Here is a 15,314-nt window from a genome sequence, read left to right on the forward strand (position 1 = left end):
CCATGGCGCAATTCCGGTTTTTTTGTGCGTGTCCTCGGAGTTATTTGAACCGGCGGACGTAAAACAATTGAACAACCGGATACAGCACCAGGCAAAAGCATAGAGCGAGGAACAGCGAAAGGTTGCCGAAATCGTCCTTGCGGACAAATACGATCCGGTCGGCGATCCAAAACACGAACAAAGCCACCGTTAAAATGTGATAGCTGATTTTGGCGCTTTTCGCGGCGATAATTTTCCCCATCTCGTCCTGCTGCGCCTTGCGGTCCGTGCCCCAGGTCAGAGATTGAAGGCAGATGGCCAGAACCATGACGACCGACGTTACGCTCGACGTGCCGATCGTTCCGTTCCTATAATCCTTAATGGCCATCGCTGCAAGAAATACGAGCGTCGCCGCTAAAAAGACAGATATCCCTAAACGTACTTTCATTGTAACATTCCTCCAGTAAATTAGTCTTGTTGTGCTTCCGGATTGTCTTGATATATAAACAGCTCATCCACTCGGCAACGAAGCTGCTCCGCCAGACGGAAAGCCAAGAGCAAGCTCGGATCGTACTTGTTGTTTTCAATCGCGTTGATCGTCTGTCTGGAAACGTCGCAGCCGGAGGCCAAGTCTTCCTGAGACAGCCCTATGGCTTTTCGCATTTCTCGGATACGGTTTTTCATAGCCACACCCTTTAGCATCAAAATGTAAAACATGTTTTACAAAACCAATGTACCAGCCAGCGAAAGATATGTCAAATACTTTTGACATTTTGTTGGGAAGAAATTAAAAATAGCATACTGGTACAGAATGGTTCTACATTTAAATTACCTGAGGAGATGCCCTTAGACTGCCGAACAAAGTAAATATTACAGCCTAATCAGCCAATGGTGTAGGTACCTTGGTCTAAAAAATTCACTCTGCAATTTATCCGAATATGGAGTGAGGATTATCATTTTCTACTCATCCAGTTCATAAAAATCCGCGGGACGGCTTCATTAATCTGTATTGTCAGACTATAATACGATCTTTTTTCTCATCCGGTATGGGATGTAAATATCCATTATTGGCTATGGTAGAGAAGGAAAAAGGAACTGAATCGAGTTCCAAATCTCGAACAGTTCCTTTTGTTCTTCGTTCAACAAACAAGTTTTTGTTCCGTTGCAAAGCTTTTGCGGTAACGTAAATTTTGTTGTACTTTAAACATTGCACACTTCCACATATCCCCTATGAAAGTGATTAACTTGAGTCTTGCGAATTTCGGTACAGTGTGCCCCAAAGGGCAGACCTGTAGTGTGAACGGTGGAGTAGCGGTTTAGGCCGAGAGCTTTAAATGGCGAAAAATGTCGAGAAGAGGCTTTTTCTCCAAGGCTTGCTCATAAACATATACAACAATTGAACTCTTCTCGGATGCGACGTACGACATCGCCAAGCGTCAAATCTGCCTCATCGCTCATCCACTCCTGCCGCTGAAACTCAAGGAAGTTCTGCGTCAGGAATTGAACGGCCCAAAATCGCTGAATCCCCTTAAACGAAAGCAATTGGTATTGGTCAAAACCCAGCATTTCCTTGAAATAGCGATACCCCGTCTCGATGTTCCAGCGCACATGATAATACCGCTGAATCGTAACGAGATTAAGCGATGGGTCCGTGCACAGGAGACAAACCTGCGGTTTGCTCGATACGGTGTAATTCGTCTTTCCAGGATAGCAGCAGCCTGACGTTTTCGATTTCGCTGACCGGTCCCTCGTAAGCATAAACCCAGTACACGCCCTGACCTTCCACCGTAACGGAGTGGAGATCGGATTTGCGAGTGTACTGCTCAGCGAAATCGTTTATCTTGATCGGGATGCCGGACGGACAGATGAGCCGGTTTGTCTTGATGGTAGCGATGACATGGAATCCCTTGCGGTTGCAAGCATTCACAACCTTTTCGCTGGTATACCAACTGTCCATCAAGACGTAAACGCGCTCATCATCATTTGCCGGAAAGGCTTCGATCATTTCGACAGCCAAATCCTTCTTGCTCTTGAAGGTGATCTGGTGGGCTTCGCAATATTCGCTTTGGTAATAGGGTCGAAAATCAAAGGCATACGACCGACCGCTACTTACGACATGTGTCGTGACCAGATTATGGCACCAGACGGATTTGCCGTCTACGTGCGAATATTGAAAGCTAAGTGCCTCCATCTTCTTAGTCGTTCGGTCTTTCTTGCAACACGTGTCATCTACGATGAGGAACACGATTCTTCGAGCATCACCATCTTTGAGCTGTCTTTTCCGAATCCGGGCCATGATGGCTTGCATCCGTCTGCGCTGCATCCGATTCATACACCATGGAGCATGATTCAAGAAATTCGTGACACTGCTTAGATGACGGTGGTCTCTGGCAGCATGCTGTGTAGATATTCTTGCGTCCGACGCAGAGAATGATGCCATGGACCAGAGTAAACGGATGTCAGAGCTGTGGTTTGGAAAATTCCAATTTCAGTACCAAAATGAACTTGACGATCGGCATGTAGAGGGATACCATAAGAATGGGACATCTCCTTTATATGGAAAATTGTTGGTGTGGTAACCGACCATTTCTCCACAAAGAGACGATGTCCTTTTTTTCTTTTCCCAGTTCGACGAAGATTCTAACATATCTACTTTTGTAGCGTTAAATCGACAGCGCAGTTTTTGCAACACTCAAGTGATTAACTTATTTTACTTGATACTTCTGAATTTCTATTGAATCTAATTTAAATTTTCCTCCTCGAAAAACAGCCGGCACAATCATTAATGACTTTATGTCATCATCGATATATATTTTATGGGATCGTTGAAATGGATTTATCGGGAATTTGTAAAAATTATTTTCTGAGATCTCAGGAGTTTTCCTTCCCGTCCAATACACTGTCATTAAATCAAAAACATAACCGCCTTGGATATTAAGAGTTACCTCCGAAGCGATGTTTTTGTTTGGACCTTCCATTAGTTTATCGTTAACTCTAATTATTATAGGAGCATTTACATCATTTTTGTAAATTTTTTGTTCTTTATTCATAAGTCTTGCATTTTCAATCAATATATTGGACTCATCGTATTTATTTGCCGATATACGCTTGTCATCCTGCAATATCTGAGGTGTAATTCCCATGTACCTGCTCAAACGGTATTCTGACATTTCTCCATTTATACCATAAGCAAAAAAATAAACACTATAGATTAGTACAAGTGAAAATAAAATTGAAAATGGTATATACAATCTTCTCAGCCATAAATCCGCAAGCTTTTGCCAATTGAATAAAAACTTTTCCGTCGAATTCTCCGTTTTCTTTCGGACGATACCTTTTACTTGCCCCAAGAAAACACCAAACAGAATCAGGACAAAAGGGACGGATGGATAGACATAACGCGGCAATCCGTGAAACGGCATGTTCATTAAAGTAAATGCAATCGGAATGCATGAGATGAAGATAACCTCTTTTCGGCATTTCATAATGAGAAGAGGAATTGCAATCATACAAGGTACAATGATTATCTGTTGAATGATGAGGAACGGACGTAATCCATTGAAAGGGTGTACAAGATACTCATCCCAAATATCTCCCCACATATACTGAAAAAATCCAAAAATACGCCACTTGTAGAACACCAAAGGATTCGGTGCGGTGTTTTCTTGCAATACCATATTTAAGCTCTTATTGGCTACTGACCCCATATCGAGGAAATACGGTACAGCTCCCCATATTTTCGGATTTTCACCAGCTTCAGAGAAAAGCATGAATGTATGGAAGGTCATAAGGTTTCGAATCCACCACGGGAACATGCACAATAAAACGACTCCAACAAACATACCGATCTTTTTCATCATTTGCTTAATGTCTTTTCGTTCGTAAACAATTAAGTAGAACAGTACTAATACAACAAATGGGAATGCCAAAGCCCGGACATGAGTCGCACAACCAAGTAATGCTGCAGATATACCAATGAAATAATGGTTTTCCTTCTGTAACCCCCTCAAAAACAAGTAAACGAATCCCATTAACAAAGTTGTGAACAGGGTTTCTGTTAACATTCGGTCAACATTATAATAAAATCCTGGATAAAACAGGGAGAAAACTAATACGACGATGATATAAGGCTTTCCTACGTTTAACGTTTTTAAAATTTTGTAAATAAGCCAAAATGAAATCAAACTTAAAATAAGCTGTGAAACGATTACTGCTTTTATAGAATGCTCGAACATTGCATAGACTAAGGCAATATACATGGGATACCCTGGTGACAATACTTTGGTAGATTGGACTGTTTGAGTACCTTTAAACATATCACCCGTTCTGTCGTAGGTAAGCATTCCATATTTAAGTAGATTTTCTGCGGCGTAGTGATAAACCTGCTCATCACTTCCGGGAACAAGTTCTCTTGTTGTATTCACAGCATCAAGACGCATAATAAAGGCAAATATAAAAATTAATATAATCGAAGTTTGATATATTCCTGGGATTTTGATCAGTTTTCGAATGCTTCTCTTGTGTAAACTTTGTTTTTTCGGTCCATCCGGAGCTAAGTCATCCATACATTTTTTTTTATTCCATTTTAAATGGATGATTAACATTGCAATTATATATATCAATATCATCCCGATCGTTGGAACCATAAAGATATTATCCCAAAACAAAACAACACTAAGATAGGCGATTATACCAACTATTAAAAGAAGCTGGATCATTTCTTTTCCCCTTTGCCAATATGTCTCATATATCTTACATTTGACAAAGAAAAAAAACAACTGTAATTTAGTTTCCTGTAAGTGCTCGTAACGGTAAACAGTCAGCTCTTAATACGTTTTTATTTCCAAAAGTCAAACGTATATATCCAAACATCAAATAGTTGTTTCGAGAAGCTCCTTTTTTTTATTGGATTTAAACATAAACGACTTTTCCAACATCTGCTGTTGCCAATTTGTTGTTTGCACTCCTAAAAAGGCTTAAAGTTTTTTTTGGTATAGGGAAATAGTTCTTTGCATGTTACATATTCATCGTAGTGACATTAAGCCAATATTATAGATGCAAACATCTTTAAGTTTGGATCAAACAAGAGAGTGCTCAAAGAAACCTCAGCAATAATTTTACTCTGTCCCTGAGCATAGTTGCCATATTCGAACGGCACCGGTCCATGCTAAACCGATTTGGCGTGTAGCGCCTCGCCTCGTTTTTTAAAGCAGATTCCCCAGCAGGCCAGCAGCACGCCGTACAGCAGATGGCCGGCCAGCCACCAGGCCAGCGCTACGGGATCGTCAAGGCGGGGCGTCCGCTCGGACAGCAGCGTCAGCGGGACGAACAGCGGCGCAGGCAGCAGGCCGAGCAGAAGTCCGGTCCGTACCGGACGCCAGCCGCGCCGGATCAGCCGCACGCAGGCGACGCCGAGCGCAAGCGACACGGTCAGATGAAGCGCGAATTCGAGCCATTCGGGAAGCCGTTCGAGGCGGAGCAGCCGGGCGAACGGGAGGAAATCGACGTTGAGCAGCAGCGTATAGACGAGGCTTCCGGTCGAAGCTTGAACGAGCTTGAAAAACAAGCCGAGAGCCATTCCGGACCAAAGTCCAAGCCACACCCCTTCGAACAGCGGGGAATTCCGGCGCTGAGGAGATGCTTTCTTGTTACGCGCCTTTCCTGTCATACCCATCACACGCCCACCGGGTCGACAAATGCAGAATGCACGACCGTTTTGTTTTTGCCCGTCCGCTTGGCGGCATAGAGGGAAGCGTCCGCGCCTTTGAACAGCCCTTCCTTGCCGTGGCCCTTCGTGTAGGTATGCAGACCGATGCTAATGGTCGCAGCTTGCGAATCCAATTCGGGGTGGAGGGTGACCGACAGCTTGTGGCGGATCTGCTCGGCCAAATCGTAAGCATCCTCCAGCGTCTTGTCGGTAAAAATGACGGCAAACTCTTCGCCGCCGTAGCGGGCGACAAAATCGTTGGGAGATACCGTTTCTTTAATAATACCGGCCACGCGCATCAAAATAATATCGCCGACCCAGTGGCCGAACGTATCGTTGATTTTTTTGAAATTGTCGATATCGATGATCGCCAACTGCAGCGGCAGCTCGTTGCGCTCGTGCTGATCGATCAGCTTTTCGAGATATTCATGGAATGTCTTATGGTTGTACAGGCTCGTAAGCGCATCCAGCTTGGACAGCTTGTCCATAATAATGTTTTTGACCAGCAGCTCTTGCTTGGCTTCGGTTGCATGCTTCAGGTTGTCGAGCAGCTCGATTCCGCTGCTGGTGATGGATAGCGCGATGACGGTCGTGCCGGTGTACAGGAACAGGATGCCGATCGTATGCACGGGCTGCATAGTGAGCCGAAGCTCGGGGCTGATGAGGTACAAGGCGGCGAAGGACAGCAGCACGAGGGCGAAGGCGGCGACAATGCGTTTTTTGTTAAAGGACAGAACGGACGTTAGGATCGGAAAAATGTAAATGGCGGGCACGATGCCGATCGACGGGTTCATCAGGATAATGGAGGTTGCGTAGAAAATGCCGGTTAAGATGAGCAGCCAATCGCTCTGTAGTTTTCGGTAGCGGTAGAGGATTTCTACGGCTCCGGTGACGACCGTTAAACAAAAGGCCTGAGACAGCAAGGCTTGAAAAAAGGCGGAGGGCGAAGTACCCGCTTCCATAAGAAATATGGCATATTCGAGAATGGCTGTCAGCACGATGGTGATCCAGTACAGATTGAGCATTTTTCTGTACGTTTGTCGGGTATTGGCCAGTTCCAGCAAAAGATGGTTCATACATCTGCTCCCGTGTCACATAATACATCCACGCTTACCCATGGTTCATCCAACAAGAGTGAAACACTCCAAAAAATGTGTGATACTTTAATTTGTTTCGACGTAACTTTTGTAAATCCTTCGGCAGAACTAATTTTTTTGTGTGAAACGAGTTTTCAAAGCATGTTCACCTGTTGGATATGGCAAACTGAAACGGAGAGTGGTACAATAAGGCAAGCACTCCAAGCGAACAGGTAGTAATGCACACGTGAACATTCCTTTTGTTTACTGGGTTCACGTGAAGTCTGGCGCTTTCGCGCGAAGGCGGACCAGAGCTTTACCACACTGCTGATCAAAAGAAGATCGATAATAGGAGGATCACAATGACGGTATCTAACAAAACGATCGAACAACTTTCCGTGGACACGATCCGCACGCTTTCCATCGACGCGATTGAAAAAGCCAAGTCCGGACATCCCGGGATGCCGATGGGAGCTGCGCCGATGGGCTATGAGCTCTACGCGAAGCTGATGAAGCACAACCCGGATCAGCCGACGTGGATAAACCGCGACCGTTTCGTGCTGTCGGCGGGACACGGCTCGATGCTGCTGTACAGCCTGCTCCACCTCTGCGGCTACGACCTGCCGATGGAAGAGCTGAAGCAGTTCCGCCAATGGGGCAGCATGACGCCGGGCCATCCGGAAGTAGGCCACACGCCGGGGGTTGACGCGACGACGGGACCGCTCGGTCAAGGCCTTGGCATGGCGGTGGGGATGGCGATGGCGGAAGCGCATCTCGCAGCCGTTTACAATCGTGAACAATACCGTGTCATCGATCACTATACATATGCCATTTGCGGCGACGGCGACCTGATGGAAGGCATCTCGTCGGAGTCCGCTTCGCTGGCGGGCCATTTGAAGCTCGGCAAGCTGATCGTGCTGTACGATTCGAACGATATTTCGCTGGACGGCGAGCTGAATCTGTCGTTCTCCGAGAACGTCGCCAAGCGCTTTGAAGGCTACGGCTGGCAGGTGCTGCGCGTCGAGGACGGCAACGATCTGGAGGCGATCCACAAAGCGGTGCTGGAGGCGCAGGCGGACGACCGTCCGACACTGATCGAAGTGAAGACGGTCATCGGCTACGGCAGCCCGAACAAAGCGGGCAAAGGCGGCCATGCGGGCCCGCACGGTTCTCCGCTCGGCGTGGACGAAGTCGCGCTGACCAAGAAGGCGTACGGCTGGGACGAAGCGCAGCACTTCCATGTGCCGGACGAAGTGCGCCAGCATTTCGCCGAAGTGAAGAGCAAGGGAATTCAAGCGTACGAGGCTTGGAAGCAGTTGGTTGCCGACTACGCCAAGGCGTATCCGGAACTGGCGAAGCAGTTCGAGGCGGCTGCAAGCGACGCGCTGCCGGCCGGTTGGGACAAGGACATTCCGTCCGACGTTTCGGCGGACAAGGGTACCCGTACGGCTTCCGGTACGGTGCTGAACGCGATTGCCCAAAACGTGCCTTGGCTCGTCGGCGGCTCCGCCGACCTGGAGTCTTCGACCATGACGCATATGAAGGGCCTCGGCGTGCTGACGTCTAAAGATTACAGCGGCCGCAACATTTACTTCGGCGTGCGCGAGTTCGGCATGGGCGCGGCTACGAACGGCATGCTGCTGCACGGCGGCGTGAAGGTATTCTGCGGGACGTTCTTCGTCTTCTCCGACTACTTGCGTCCGGCGATCCGTCTGGCGTCGATCATGAACGTGCCGGCGATCTACGTGTTCACGCACGACAGCATCGGCGTCGGCGAAGACGGCCCGACGCACGAGCCGATCGAACAGCTTGCCGCGCTGCGCGTCATTCCGGGCGTGACGGTGCTTCGTCCGGCGGACGGTCCGGAAACGGCAGCCGCTTGGCGTTATGCCGTAGAGAACAAGAAAGGCCCTGTCGCCTTGATCTTCTCCCGTCAAGCGGCTCCGACGCTGGAAGGCACGGCGAACGGCGCTGTCGACCGCGGCGCGTACGTCTTGTCCGACGCGGCCGGCGGCAAGCCGCAGGCGCAAATTATCGCAACGGGGACGGAAGTGCAGCTTGCGCTGGGCGCACAAAAGCAGCTGGCGGAGGAAGGCATCGCGGTTCGCGTCATCAGTATGCCGAGCTGGGAGCTGTTCGACAAGCAGCCGCAGGAGTACAAGGATTCCGTCATCTTGCCGGAGGTGAAAGCGCGTCTGGCGGTCGAAATGGGTCATCCGTTCGGCTGGGAGCGCTACGTCGGCGAGCAAGGCGACGTGCTCGGCATCAACAAATTCGGCGCATCCGCTCCGGGTCCGGTTGTGATCCGCGAGTACGGCTTCACGGTGGACAATGTGGTAGCCCGCGTGAAGGCTTTGCTGAAATAAGAATCGGGCATTGAGCAATAGACGACGAACGGTAGCGGGCGGTGGCGGATGAACGCCCCGCCCGCCGTTTGATTCAGATGAGAAGAGGGAGAATGGTCCATGTCGCAATTTGAGAACGTAACCGCAGTGAAGAAAGCGAACATCTATTTCGACGGCAAAGTGACCAGCCGCACGGTGATTTTTGCGGACGGAACGAAAAAAACGCTCGGCATTATGCTGCCCGGCGAGTATGAGTTCGGTACGGATACGAAGGAAATTATGGAGATTCAAGCAGGGGAGCTGAAGGTACTGCTGCCTGGCGCCAGCGAATGGCTGGAAATTAAAGGAACAGGCGAATTTACGGTGCCGGCCGGCGCCAAGTTCAAGCTGGACGTCCGCACGGTGACGGACTACTGCTGCTCTTACATTAGCGAATAACGGAAAATAAACCCCGCACCACCGATCCGGTATAACGAACCAGATAGGCCGATGCGGGGTTTTTGCAAAAGCGGAATCAGGCTTGCGAAGCTTTCTCCTGCTCTTCCGATTGGACGCGGATGTATTCCTCCAGCTTGAGCCGCACGTACGGCGGCAGTCCCGACAGCATGCAGCCGTAGCGGAACAGCCCGTTGTCCGGATCGATGCGGATGATGCGCGCCGTGATCGGCGGCAGGTCCGCTTCCTTCGGGAAGTGAAGCACGATGAACATATCGCGGGCGAGCGGGAACGACGAGACGATGCGTATGCCGCCCTCCGACAGGTCAACCAGCGAGCCTTCGATCAGCTGTCCGGAGAAGGAGCCTTCCTGCTCCCATTGATAGACGGATAAGTGCAGCTTGATGTCAAGCTGAATGCGCGCGTTGCGGCGGCGTTCGGTCGTGACTTCGGGAGGCTTCTGCCGGCCGTTGACCTGCATGTGCATCCAATCCTCATAGCATTGGATGACCGCGCACAAATCGTCTTCCCCGAGGCCTTTGGCCAGACCCATCTGGAACAAGCCCGTGGCTGTGCGAAGCATCGGCGAAGGCAGTTGGAACCCGTCGGCCACGTCTCCGGCGAGCAGCAGGTCTTTGAGCATCAGCTTGGTCGAGAATTGGTTGCTGAAATCGCGGCTGACGATTTTGGAGCCTTTCAGCTCGGCTTGTCTGCTGTTCGCGGCGCCGGAAAGGACGATGCTCAGGAAGCTTTCCGGGTCGAGGCCGGCTTTGGTCACCATGGACAAGCCCTCCATCAGCCCGAGCGCATTGATGCCGACCATCGTGTTATGCGCAAGCTTCGCATAGGAGCCGGAGCCGCTGGGCCCCATGTAAACGATTTTGCTGCCCATCGCTTCGAAAACGTCGCGCTGCGCGTCCAGCGTTTCTTCCTGCCCGCCAACCATGAAGACGAGCGAGCCGCTTTCGGCTGCGGGCTTGCTGCCGGTCACCGGCGCGTCCAAAAAATCGACCAGATGCGAGGCCAGCTCGTCGTAAATTTTGCGGCTCGTCGCAGGGGAGACCGTGCTGCAATCGATCACGGTTTGTCCGGGACGCAGGCTGTGGGCCAGCCCGTTCTCGCCGAACAAGCTGTCCAGGACGACCTGATCGTTGCTCAGCATCGTGACGATGACGTCCGCTTCATTAGCGGCTTCGGCGGGACTTGCTGCCTGTACGGCGCCGAGGGCGACAAGCTCCTGCGCTTTGTCCGACGTCCGGTTGTAAACGTTCACGCGAAAACCTTTCTGGATTAAATTGGCAGCCATAGGTTTGCCCATGGTACCCAGTCCGATAAATCCGACCGTTTTCATGTTCATCCATCACCTCTTGCTTGTATTTTAACATTTTGCCATAGGGCTGTGAATTGTTCTCTTGCGTTTCGGATAGAAAGTAAAGTATTCTATCACTATAGGGATTTAATGTGTTACCGTACGACCAAAGCTTCGATGCGAAGCAAGGACAAGTCTTACCCGCATGTCACAGAGAAAAAACGATTCGGACGGGAGGATGTATTTGGAATGGGAGCTAAACTTCGTTTCGATTACAGCAAGGCTCTTGGTTTCATTCAGCAGCACGAGGTGGATTACTTGACGGGCGCCGTAGCCGCCGCGCATAACCAATTGCATGACAAAACCGGCGCCGGGAACGATTATCTCGGTTGGATCGATCTCCCGGTCAATTACGATAAAGAAGAATTCGCCCGGATCCAGCAGGCGGCCAAGCGCATTCAATCGAATTCCGACGCGCTTGTCGTGATCGGTATCGGGGGCTCCTATCTGGGAGCCAGAGCGGCGATCGAGATGCTGTCCCACAGCTTCTACAATCTGCTGCCGAAGGATAAGCGTAAGACGCCGGAAATTTATTTCGTCGGTCAGAACATCAGCTCCACTTACGTAACGCACCTGCTGCAGCTGCTCGAAGGTAAGGACATTTCCGTCAACGTCATCTCCAAATCCGGTACGACGACGGAGCCTGCCATCGCTTTCCGGATTTTCCGCGAGCTGCTTGAGAAGAAGTACGGTAAAGAAGGAGCGCGTGAACGCATTTATGCGACGACGGACCAGGCGAAGGGCGCGCTGAAAAAGCTGGCGACCGAGGAACGCTACGAAACGTTCGTCATCCCGGACGATGTGGGCGGCCGCTATTCCGTGCTGACCGCTGTCGGCCTTCTGCCGATTGCCACCGCCGGCGTGGACATCGAAGCGATGATGCAGGGCGCGGCTGACGCGCGCGAGGCTTATTCCAACCCGAACCTGAAGGAGAACGAAGCGTACCAATACGCTGCGGTTCGCAATGCGCTGTACCGTAAGGGCAAAACGACGGAAATTCTCGTGAACTACGAGCCGTCGCTGCACTACGTCTCCGAATGGTGGAAGCAGCTGTACGGCGAGAGCGAAGGCAAGGACAACAAAGGCATCTACCCGTCTTCGGTCGATTTTTCTACGGACCTGCATTCCATGGGTCAATTCATTCAGGAAGGCTCGCGCAACTTGTTCGAGACCGTTATCCAAGTCGAGCAGGTATCGGAGCAAATCACTATCGGCACCGATCCGCAAGATCTGGACGGCTTGAACTTCCTGAGCGGAAAAACGATGGATTTCGTCAACAAAAAGGCGTTTGAGGGCACCATGCTTGCGCATACGGACGGCGGAGTGCCGAATCTGATCGTCACGCTGCCCGATCTATCGCCATATACCTTCGGTTACATGGTTTACTTCTTTGAAAAAGCCTGCGGCATCAGCGGTTACCTGCTGGGCGTCAACCCGTTCGACCAACCGGGCGTGGAGGCATATAAGAAAAACATGTTCGCATTGCTCGGCAAACCGGGCTACGAGAAAGAAAAGGCTGCGCTCGAGGCCAGATTGTCGAAGTAACTCGCAGCGCGCGGAAAAAGCGGTTCATCCCCCGGGATGGCTGCTTTTTTTGCAGGCATCCCGGCGCCGGATGTTCCGGAGGCTACGGCCTGAGAAGGAGGCGCCAGGAAACGTCTATGTTAACGCGGTACAGAACGGTGAAGCGATTCGGCTCGGCGGAGATCGTCATTAAGAAATCCAGATTTATCGGGTTTGCGAAGCCGGTTGAGACCGAGGAAGAAGCCGTTGCATTCATTGAGAGCATCAAGAAGGAGCATTGGTCCGCCACGCATAACTGCTCGGCTTACATGATCGGAGAGCGCGACGAGATTCAGAAAGCGTCCGACGACGGGGAGCCGAGCGGGACGGCGGGGAAGCCGATCCTCGAAGTGATCAAAAACCAAGGCCTGAAAAACGTCGTCGTCGTCGTTACCCGTTATTTCGGGGGCATTATGCTGGGGGCAGGCGGCTTGATTCGCGCCTATACCGACGGGGCCGTTGCCGGGCTTGCCGCAGCGGAGCAAGTGTATAAGGTGCTCCATCGGGAAGTGCTGGTGGAGGTCGATTATACGTGGCTCGGCAAGGTAGAGAACGAGCTGCGGAACCGCGGCATGATGATGGGCGAGACCGTCTTCACCGATAAGGTGACGTTGAGCTGTTTGCCTTTAGTTGAGGAAGCGGATACATTTGCAGCATGGATGACGGATTTGACTCAGGGTCAAGGAACGATCATCCATGGCGAAGAACGTTACGTAGAGCATGCCGAGCTTCCGTGAAGCGGAAGCCGGCGGCTTTTAGTATAAATTACGCATAGAAATGAGGGAGGCACACTTGGCAAGAAAAGCAGTTGCACAAGAGCTAAGCCGTATGCGCATATTGGAAGAAGCGCGGCAGCTTTTCATCGAACACGGCTATCATGCTTTAACCATGCGAAGCATCGCAAAGTCGATGGGTTACAGCCACGGGGCGTTGTATTACCACTTCAGCGAAAAAGCGGAGCTGTTCTACGCGCTGGTCAACGAGGATTTCAAAATGCTGCTGGAGCGCCAAAAAGAGATGCTGAACCGGTCCCGTCTCGGGGATATCGGACAGCTGGAGAAGCTGATGCTTGAGTTCATCCGTTTCGGGCTGGACAATCCGCATCATTACGAGATCATGTTCATGATCAAAGACCCGGAGCTGCTGCGGTACTCCCGGGAAGAGCAATCGCAATGCCTCGATCTGTTCGCCGCGGTGGTGCGGTCCGTCGTCTCCCGTCAGCCGGGGAACGAGAAGAGAATGTACAGCCTGCCCTGGAGCTTGTTCATGTCCATGCACGGCTTCATCTCGTATAACATTCATTACAATCAAGCGTATCAGGATGTTCGAAAGCTGGCGGAGCAGCACGTCAAATATTTGTGCGAAGGGCTGCAAGGGTAAGACGTTACCGGATCGGTAAATTTTTTTCAGCCTGATGCTTCATTGCACTAATGCGTTATCGCTTCCTCGCTTTATCCCCGGATGAATTTTACAAGGCAAGAGCGCTCGCGGGGCCCGTCAAATTCGCAGAAATAAATGCCCTGCCAGCGGCCCAGCACCAATCGCGAGCCGGCCACAAGCACGGTTTGGGAGGAGCCCGTCGTTATCGCCTTCAGATGCGAAGCGGTGTTCCCCTCGGCATGACGGTACTTCGGATGCGTCCAAGGATAGATTTCATCGAGCCGCATCAGCACGTCGTGACGGACATCGGGATCGGCGTTCTCTTGAATGGTGATGCCGGCCGTCGTATGGGGACAATAAATGACGGCAAGTCCCTCTTCCAGTTGTTCCTGCTTCAGCAGATCGTGAATCAATCGGGTAATCTCGATCATTTCGTCGCGCTGCTTCGTATGTAGATGGAGCGTGTGAATCATGACAAAACCTCCTTCGGCTTCTTTCAGGGATGTAGGTCCGTCACCATTATATTACACCGGGCATCCCCCTACAAAACATGGTACAATGAAAGGGAGAACGAAAGGCGCACGAAAGGGTGACCCTGGTGAATTTAACGACGAACACGTTTGAAAACACGGAATTCATGATTGAAGAAATTAAGAAAAAGCTGCGCATGGCTTCCGGCGCCGCACTCAAGGCTTCCCAGCTCAATGACGAGCAGTATGAAGAGCTGCGCGACATTTATGAGATGGTCGCCGGGAAGAATCAATTCAGCATCAGCGAAATCGAAGCGATTACAACAGAGCTTGGCCGTCTGCGCCGAGGCTGACCGTAGCGATCGCACCTGCAAATGCAGGACAGGACGAAGGCACATCTTGCTTGGACGGCGGGGCATTTATACAAGCAGCCCCAATGTCCATCCCGTAGTATATAGCGTTATACCCAATCCATTAGGGCCACGGCCCGATGTACTATTCGGAGGTGTGCGCATATGCCAAAAGCGGTCCGCAAGCAGGATGTCGCGAAGCTGGTCGGCAAGCAGATTTATGCGGTCAAGAAAGACGGAACAGTCGTAGAAGGCAAGCTGGTGCGAATTAACGGAAGCCAGTTGCTGATCTCCCCCCGCAAAGGCAAACAGGTTAGAACGTCAGCGATCCTTCCGCTCGTTCTGTTCGATCTGCTCGCCATCGGAACGGCTCCCTACGCCTATGGCGGTTACGGCTACGGTCCTTACGGGTACCCGTTTTACGGCGGAGGGTTTTTCTGGTAACCAGTCCGCGAAGATATGTGGTCCATGTGAAAAATCCCGTTCTGTGCGGTTAACCGCTGCAGGACGGGATTTTTAGTTGGTGGGGGAGCTACTTAAATCCTTTGTCTTGCGCTTTGCCGCTCCAAATGAACATAAACGCAAGCGAGGCCGCCACAAGAAGAGGCGGGAGGTACATAATCATGAAATGCTCCATGGA

17 protein-coding genes are annotated in these 15,314 nt (G+C 50.9%); 7 read left to right on the forward strand and 10 right to left on the reverse strand.

The genetic code is table 11. The annotated features are described in order from the left end of the window. Positions 1 to 40: 40 nt before the first annotated feature. From PEH01S_RS18305 to PEH01S_RS18335, 7 genes are all read right to left on the reverse strand, one after another. Positions 41 to 427 carry a hypothetical protein gene (locus tag PEH01S_RS18305; protein ID WP_025849514.1) on the reverse strand — a complete coding sequence of 129 codons (387 nt, stop codon included), beginning with the start codon at positions 425 to 427 and terminating at the stop codon, positions 41 to 43. A gap of 20 nt (positions 428 to 447) precedes the next feature. Next, positions 448 to 663: a helix-turn-helix transcriptional regulator gene (locus tag PEH01S_RS18310; RefSeq protein ID WP_025849513.1), complete on the reverse strand. Its 216-nt coding sequence runs from the start codon at positions 661 to 663 to the stop codon at positions 448 to 450. Between the two features lie 693 nt (positions 664 to 1,356). Beyond that, positions 1,357 to 1,587, reverse strand: coding sequence for a hypothetical protein (locus PEH01S_RS18315; RefSeq protein ID WP_127487269.1), 231 nt, complete (start codon positions 1,585 to 1,587; stop codon positions 1,357 to 1,359). A gap of 28 nt (positions 1,588 to 1,615) precedes the next feature. Then, positions 1,616 to 2,419 (reverse strand): transposase, encoded by an 804-nt coding sequence (locus tag PEH01S_RS18320; protein WP_127487271.1) that lies wholly within the window; start codon positions 2,417 to 2,419, stop codon positions 1,616 to 1,618. Positions 2,420 to 2,684: 265 nt separating this feature from the next. Beyond that, positions 2,685 to 4,697: a glycosyltransferase family 39 protein gene (locus PEH01S_RS18325; protein WP_127487274.1), complete on the reverse strand. Its 2,013-nt coding sequence runs from the start codon at positions 4,695 to 4,697 to the stop codon at positions 2,685 to 2,687. A 449-nt stretch (positions 4,698 to 5,146) separates the two neighbouring features. Beyond that, positions 5,147 to 5,653 (reverse strand): hypothetical protein, encoded by a 507-nt coding sequence (locus PEH01S_RS18330; protein ID WP_246062978.1) that lies wholly within the window; start codon positions 5,651 to 5,653, stop codon positions 5,147 to 5,149. Continuing rightward, entirely contained in the window at positions 5,653 to 6,762 is a 1,110-nt protein-coding gene (locus PEH01S_RS18335; RefSeq protein WP_127487276.1) for a GGDEF domain-containing protein, read from the reverse strand. Before PEH01S_RS18335 ends, PEH01S_RS18330 begins: the two co-directional genes overlap by 1 nt. Before the next feature lie 362 nt (positions 6,763 to 7,124). On the opposite strand from PEH01S_RS18335, the gene tkt reads away from it, so the two are divergent. Together tkt and ppnP are read left to right on the forward strand one after the other, a co-directional pair. Then, positions 7,125 to 9,128, forward strand: a complete 2,004-nt coding sequence (gene tkt / locus PEH01S_RS18340) for a transketolase (protein WP_127487278.1) — start codon at positions 7,125 to 7,127, stop codon at positions 9,126 to 9,128. Positions 9,129 to 9,227: 99 nt separating this feature from the next. Further along, entirely contained in the window at positions 9,228 to 9,545 is a 318-nt protein-coding gene (gene ppnP, locus PEH01S_RS18345) for a pyrimidine/purine nucleoside phosphorylase (RefSeq protein WP_127487280.1), read from the forward strand. Between the two features lie 76 nt (positions 9,546 to 9,621). On the opposite strand, the gene PEH01S_RS18350 is transcribed toward ppnP, so the two are convergent. Next, complete coding sequence (locus PEH01S_RS18350) at positions 9,622 to 10,899, reverse strand: NAD(P)-binding domain-containing protein (RefSeq protein ID WP_246062980.1); 1,278 nt, start codon at positions 10,897 to 10,899, stop codon at positions 9,622 to 9,624. A 201-nt stretch (positions 10,900 to 11,100) separates the two neighbouring features. Here PEH01S_RS18350 and PEH01S_RS18355 point away from each other — a divergent pair, with 201 nt between their 5' ends. From PEH01S_RS18355 to PEH01S_RS18365, 3 genes are all read left to right on the forward strand, one after another. Beyond that, positions 11,101 to 12,456 carry a glucose-6-phosphate isomerase gene (locus tag PEH01S_RS18355; protein ID WP_127487282.1) on the forward strand — a complete coding sequence of 452 codons (1,356 nt, stop codon included), beginning with the start codon at positions 11,101 to 11,103 and terminating at the stop codon, positions 12,454 to 12,456. Positions 12,457 to 12,572: 116 nt separating this feature from the next. Further along, complete coding sequence (locus PEH01S_RS18360; RefSeq protein WP_088834190.1) at positions 12,573 to 13,211, forward strand: YigZ family protein; 639 nt, start codon at positions 12,573 to 12,575, stop codon at positions 13,209 to 13,211. 55 nt (positions 13,212 to 13,266) lie between these two features. Beyond that, a complete protein-coding gene (locus PEH01S_RS18365) occupies positions 13,267 to 13,854 on the forward strand; it encodes a TetR/AcrR family transcriptional regulator (protein WP_025849505.1) in 588 nt (195 codons plus the stop codon). 71 nt (positions 13,855 to 13,925) lie between these two features. Here PEH01S_RS18365 and PEH01S_RS18370 read toward each other — a convergent pair whose 3' ends face one another. Further along, positions 13,926 to 14,327, reverse strand: a complete 402-nt coding sequence (locus tag PEH01S_RS18370; RefSeq protein WP_025849504.1) for a secondary thiamine-phosphate synthase enzyme YjbQ — start codon at positions 14,325 to 14,327, stop codon at positions 13,926 to 13,928. 125 nt (positions 14,328 to 14,452) lie between these two features. Between PEH01S_RS18370 and PEH01S_RS18375 the strand changes: the two genes are divergently transcribed. Next, positions 14,453 to 14,677: a DUF1128 domain-containing protein gene (locus PEH01S_RS18375; protein WP_025849503.1), complete on the forward strand. Its 225-nt coding sequence runs from the start codon at positions 14,453 to 14,455 to the stop codon at positions 14,675 to 14,677. Between the two features lie 162 nt (positions 14,678 to 14,839). Further along, on the forward strand, positions 14,840 to 15,118 hold the full coding sequence (locus tag PEH01S_RS18380) for a hypothetical protein (RefSeq protein WP_025849502.1): 279 nt from the start codon (positions 14,840 to 14,842) through the stop codon (positions 15,116 to 15,118). Positions 15,119 to 15,206: 88 nt separating this feature from the next. Here the strand turns inward: PEH01S_RS18380 and cydS are convergent, their stop codons facing one another. After that, complete coding sequence (gene cydS, locus PEH01S_RS36165; protein ID WP_407669445.1) at positions 15,207 to 15,311, reverse strand: cytochrome bd oxidase small subunit CydS; 105 nt, start codon at positions 15,309 to 15,311, stop codon at positions 15,207 to 15,209. Between the last annotated feature and the right edge of the window lie 3 nt (positions 15,312 to 15,314).

The organism is Paenibacillus ehimensis NBRC 15659, assembly GCF_004000785.1.
GTDB lineage: Bacteria > Bacillota > Bacilli > Paenibacillales > NBRC-103111 > Paenibacillus_G > Paenibacillus_G ehimensis.

Bases quoted from the DNA above. Each gene is read 5' to 3' on its own strand.
- PEH01S_RS18305 (WP_025849514.1), bottom strand. From the start codon at position 427: ATGAAAGTACGTTTAGGGATATCTGTCTTTTTAGCGGCGACGCTCGTA.
- PEH01S_RS18310 (WP_025849513.1), bottom strand. From the start codon at position 663: ATGAAAAACCGTATCCGAGAAATGCGAAAAGCCATAGGGCTGTCTCAG.
- PEH01S_RS18320 (WP_127487271.1), bottom strand. From the start codon at position 2,419: ATGGCATCATTCTCTGCGTCGGACGCAAGAATATCTACACAGCATGCT.
- PEH01S_RS18325 (WP_127487274.1), bottom strand. From the start codon at position 4,697: ATGATCCAGCTTCTTTTAATAGTTGGTATAATCGCCTATCTTAGTGTT.
- PEH01S_RS18330 (WP_246062978.1), bottom strand. From the start codon at position 5,653: ATGGGTATGACAGGAAAGGCGCGTAACAAGAAAGCATCTCCTCAGCGC.
- PEH01S_RS18335 (WP_127487276.1), bottom strand. From the start codon at position 6,762: ATGAACCATCTTTTGCTGGAACTGGCCAATACCCGACAAACGTACAGA.
- tkt (WP_127487278.1), top strand. From the start codon at position 7,125: ATGACGGTATCTAACAAAACGATCGAACAACTTTCCGTGGACACGATC.
- ppnP (WP_127487280.1), top strand. From the start codon at position 9,228: ATGTCGCAATTTGAGAACGTAACCGCAGTGAAGAAAGCGAACATCTAT.
- PEH01S_RS18350 (WP_246062980.1), bottom strand. From the start codon at position 10,899: ATGAACATGAAAACGGTCGGATTTATCGGACTGGGTACCATGGGCAAA.
- PEH01S_RS18355 (WP_127487282.1), top strand. From the start codon at position 11,101: ATGGGAGCTAAACTTCGTTTCGATTACAGCAAGGCTCTTGGTTTCATT.
- PEH01S_RS18360 (WP_088834190.1), top strand. From the start codon at position 12,573: ATGTTAACGCGGTACAGAACGGTGAAGCGATTCGGCTCGGCGGAGATC.
- PEH01S_RS18370 (WP_025849504.1), bottom strand. From the start codon at position 14,327: ATGATTCACACGCTCCATCTACATACGAAGCAGCGCGACGAAATGATC.
- PEH01S_RS18380 (WP_025849502.1), top strand. From the start codon at position 14,840: ATGCCAAAAGCGGTCCGCAAGCAGGATGTCGCGAAGCTGGTCGGCAAG.
- cydS (WP_407669445.1), bottom strand. From the start codon at position 15,311: ATGGAGCATTTCATGATTATGTACCTCCCGCCTCTTCTTGTGGCGGCC.